Raw genomic sequence first — 3,913 nt, forward strand, 5'->3', positions numbered from 1 at the left:
CATTGCTTTGGCTATCGGAAACCTTGCTAAAATTTATGTTAGCTACATTACTCCAAGCATGAAGAGCATTTTCAGCGAGAGCAATCTGTGAAGTACTTAGCCGAGTCCATTGATTAAACTCCTTACCTGATCCATAATCTTGTAAGTTTGTGGAATAATAGCCTGTTCCGCCATTTTCTCCTGGAAAACTGTAGGTTAGATTAACCCCCGTGCCAACCGAGCCCCCCCATTTTGTTCCGCTCAACAGGGCATCAATCCCGATCGCGCCCGAATTATATGTTCTTGACGAAGGGCTATACGAGGTGGGGCTGGGCATCGTCACTCTCCGCCGTATGAGTTTGCGCAAAAAGTATCGCTCATAGCGTCCATTTGATAACTGGAAAATTTCAAATACAATACAGTGTTACTTAATATTGTAGCTTCGAAGCTGACCGTTGCCGAACTAAGATGAAGCTGCGGGGGTGGTATCCCTCTCCTGCTGCGCCGTGAGTCACTGAACCGCCCCCCTTTCGGAGCCCAGCGCGCCGGCAAAAGAATGGCGGCCACAATGAGCCGCCAAGGTTCAGCTAATTCCTGCCGTGGATAGCAGATCGCGCGACCCTAAACGCCGCTGCTCTTTAAAACAATTCCAATGAGGAAGTAACCCAATGACCAACGTGCCCGCCGGCGCGGCGATCCCGCGCGACATCCACCCCGACGCCCTGGCGCTGGTCCGCCACTTCGAGGGCCTGTACCTCTCGGCCTACCTGTGCCCGGCCGGCGTGCCCACCATCGGCTACGGGCACACTGCCGGGGTCCGAATGGGCCAGACGATCGACGGCCTCCAGGCCGAGGTCTTCCTGCGCGCCGACATGGCCGATGCCGCCCGGGACGTCGACCGGCTGGTCAAGGTCCTTCTGACCGACCAGCAGCGCGGCGCCCTGGCCTCCTTCGTGTTCAACCTGGGGGCCGGCGCCCTGCAGTCCTCGACGCTGCTGCGCCTGCTGAACCAGGGCGACTATGCCGGGGCCGCGAAGGAGTTCCCGAAGTGGGTCTACGCCACCGTCGACGGCATCAAGACGCAGCTTCCGGGTCTGGTGAAGCGCCGGGCCGCTGAGGCGAAGCTGTTCGAGGCTGGATGATCGTTGGGCGGCGGGTGCGGGAGACTTGAGCAGCCGGATAGCTACCCGGGCGCGGTATGCCTTGCGAACCAGCGCACCAACACGTTGTCAGCGTGTTAATCGACTGCACGTCACCGAACGTGTTTGCTCCTGGACGATAATTTCCTCCCTAAACTCCGGCAATCGCGGCGCCCTAGGCCCCCTTTCAAGGCGCCGCGATTGCACTTCTCCTTCCCTGGTTTTCCCATAATCCCCGCTCGGCCTGTTGGGCGGGTTGTCAGAGCCGCCTGTTAAGGGTGGAATGGATACCCTGACGCGGATCGAGACACTGCAAGCGAAGGTCCGTACGGTGCTGGAACGGAGGCGGCGCCTTCTGGACCACGCCTATGAGCGCCTGCGCTCTGCCGAGCGCGTGTTGAATGCGTCTCGCCGCCTAACTCAGGGGAAGCCCCATGACCCAGACGCACCATCAGGTGAACCGTAGTGCGCTCCTCGGCGCTGATGCCGAAGCTTGGCAACGGCGTAGCGAAGCGGGGCGCGGCAGAGCAGAAGATGCCCGAGCGGATGCCGAACGGAAGCGTGAGGTAGCCGAAGAGGAACGCAACGCGGCATTCCAGCAGCATGTGGAGGCCGAGGGCGCACGGCTCATGGCCGAGGAGGGGCGGATCACCGGGGAGGCGCAAAGGCAGGAGGCCGAGGAATTGCGCATCTTGGACGAAGAACTCCGCCAGTCCGCCGAGATGGCCAGACGAGCGGCGGAGGAGGCGCGTCGCGCTAAGGAAGATGCCCGACTGCTCCACGAGGCGACCCGGCTTCTGGCCGAGGAGGCCCGACTTCATGCCGAGCAAGCCCGCGCTGACGCAGAACGCATACGGGCGGCGAACGAAGATCAACGCCAGATCCTGGAGGAGATGCGCGAGACCGTCCGACGTTATGAGGCGCTACTGGCTCGGGATGCGTGAACGGGTGCTGACCGGCTGCCGGTCACCGGGCGGGTGGACACGCGGACGGCGATCGCGCTGGGGCTGGTGTGAGGGGCTCTTGAAATATCGACAGGCTTGTTTTGTCGCTGCGCAAGTGCTGAAATTGCACAGTTATTCGCGGCGGGGTTGTTTGAATGCGGTTATCTGACGTTATTCGAGCTAACAAGCACAATGTACGTGTCGCCGAGTGGAAAACTGGGCGCGTTCCCCGCACCCAGTTTCCGCTGTCGAAAGCATACGGTGGGATAGTCACGGGAAGAGGGTGGGAATGGAGGATAGTCTCGTTCGAAGCAATGGGTGAGCGATTTCGGATATTTCTAAAATTAAGTGTGGAAAGATGCTATTATGGCGCAATATTAGGCGTTGAACGAGATGGTGACCTCATTATAATCTGTCATCATGAGCTGCACGCATCGCACCGGAACTGGCACTGTCATTATGTTGATGGTAACGTCACTACGGCGATGCCGGGAGTGTTGCGTGACCGAGACCGCATGCGGGGATGGCCGAAACGAACCGACGTAAAGTGCACGGTTGAGTTTAATGTTACGAAAGCGAATGCGCTGTCCATCGCGGCGGCGCGTTTCCGATTCGCAGCGCAAGGTGACTTGATATGAACCTCAAGGAGCAAATTTGCCGTGCCCTGTGTGCCGGATTTGAGGTTCATGCTGTACCTATGGGCTTTGCGATCAAGGCCCCATTCCCTTGGTTTACAGGCGATGCGCTCACATTTTATGGTCGCGTTGATGGCGATCTTGTCCGCTTCGAAGACGATGGGCTTACGATAAGTGAGTTGGAGGGGGCTGGAGTTGACTTGTCAAATGATACCCGCCTTGAAATTCTTTACTCATTAACATCAGAGCATAGTATCATCTATGATGATGTTGATATTATTTTTTGCACTGAATGGGTCAGGGCTTGTGATGCGGGGTATACTGCCGCGAGCTTTCTTTCATTTATGAATAGAGTTCAGGATCTGTTGTTTACGGCAAAGCCGCGCATCACGGGAACATTTCGCGATGATTTAGTGGCTGAAATTAAAAGGCGTCTTGGTGGAGACGCTGTCGTATTGACGGATGAGGCTCCAGTTCAGTCCATGTCCGAGTATATAGCTGATATTGTTGTTAAGCACAAAAACGGCAGGGTTGCGGCCATTTTTCCAGGCATTAGTGAGCAGAAGGCGCTGGAGGCAATACTGTTTTCGAAGGAGCTTGAGCTCAATAAAGTTGGAAACGTGATTCCATTTTTGATCTATGAAAACTCTAATTCAAGCCGTGTAACTCGCAGAACCCAAACGCGAGCTTTGAATAGTGATCTTGAGCTGGCTGCTTGGGATGGAGGTCATCAGGAGGCTGTTGAGAAAGTAGCTAAATTTGTCGCTCAAGCCCGATAAGAGAGGATCGTTCTGATTGGGCAATCCTTACAGCCTGTCCACAATTTTGAGGCTCTTCGGATTATCGGGTTGATCGCAGTCACCTGGGTAGAGTGGCCTCATGCGCGTCGGCCGCCCCACTTGTGGCCGCCGCTCTCCACGCCATGGCGGCAAAGGAGGGCTGCTCCCCCGGTCGACATTCCCGACCCCAGGGAAAAAGCCAACGATATCGGTATTCTTCGCGCAACGCGGATAACCCACCCCAGCTCGCCCGGACCCCCACGGCGGGCTTTTCCTTTTCCGGAGCCCCCATGACCGAGATCCTCAGCCCGAAGCTGGTCCGCCGACGGTATGGCGGCCTGACCCTGCACGAGCACTGCCCGATCCGCGCCGAGCATGGCGAGAGGCGGCAGTCCGGCTCGCTGCGAGCGTTTCAACCGTCCGGGCGTGAACGTCCT

Annotated in this window: 4 protein-coding genes; 3 read left to right on the forward strand and 1 reads right to left on the reverse strand. The window is 57.3% G+C overall.

From position 1 onward, the window contains the following. A partial coding sequence (locus ACFPMG_RS23910; RefSeq protein WP_376997722.1) for a zinc metalloprotease occupies positions 1 to 316 on the reverse strand: 316 nt, incomplete at its 3' end. 331 nt (positions 317 to 647) lie between these two features. Between ACFPMG_RS23910 and ACFPMG_RS23915 the strand changes: the two genes are divergently transcribed. From ACFPMG_RS23915 to ACFPMG_RS23925, 3 genes are all read left to right on the forward strand, one after another. After that, positions 648 to 1,121, forward strand: coding sequence for a lysozyme (locus ACFPMG_RS23915; RefSeq protein ID WP_376997723.1), 474 nt, complete (start codon positions 648 to 650; stop codon positions 1,119 to 1,121). Between the two features lie 431 nt (positions 1,122 to 1,552). Next, the gene (locus ACFPMG_RS23920) at positions 1,553 to 2,062 is read left to right on the forward strand and encodes a hypothetical protein (protein WP_376997724.1); all 510 of its coding nucleotides are present in this window, start codon (positions 1,553 to 1,555) and stop codon (positions 2,060 to 2,062) included. Positions 2,063 to 2,696: 634 nt separating this feature from the next. After that, on the forward strand, positions 2,697 to 3,476 hold the full coding sequence (locus ACFPMG_RS23925; RefSeq protein WP_376997725.1) for a DUF1828 domain-containing protein: 780 nt from the start codon (positions 2,697 to 2,699) through the stop codon (positions 3,474 to 3,476). Positions 3,477 to 3,913 lie beyond the last annotated feature (437 nt).

Source organism: Azospirillum himalayense (assembly GCF_042657465.1).
In the GTDB taxonomy this organism is placed as follows: domain Bacteria; phylum Pseudomonadota; class Alphaproteobacteria; order Azospirillales; family Azospirillaceae; genus Azospirillum; species Azospirillum himalayense.

What these genes read in the sequence shown, in the direction of transcription:
- ACFPMG_RS23915 (WP_376997723.1), top strand. Translation starts at nt 648, where the DNA reads ATGACCAACGTGCCCGCCGGCGCGGCGATCCCGCGCGACATCCACCCC.
- ACFPMG_RS23920 (WP_376997724.1), top strand. Translation starts at nt 1,553, where the DNA reads ATGACCCAGACGCACCATCAGGTGAACCGTAGTGCGCTCCTCGGCGCT.
- ACFPMG_RS23925 (WP_376997725.1), top strand. Translation starts at nt 2,697, where the DNA reads ATGAACCTCAAGGAGCAAATTTGCCGTGCCCTGTGTGCCGGATTTGAG.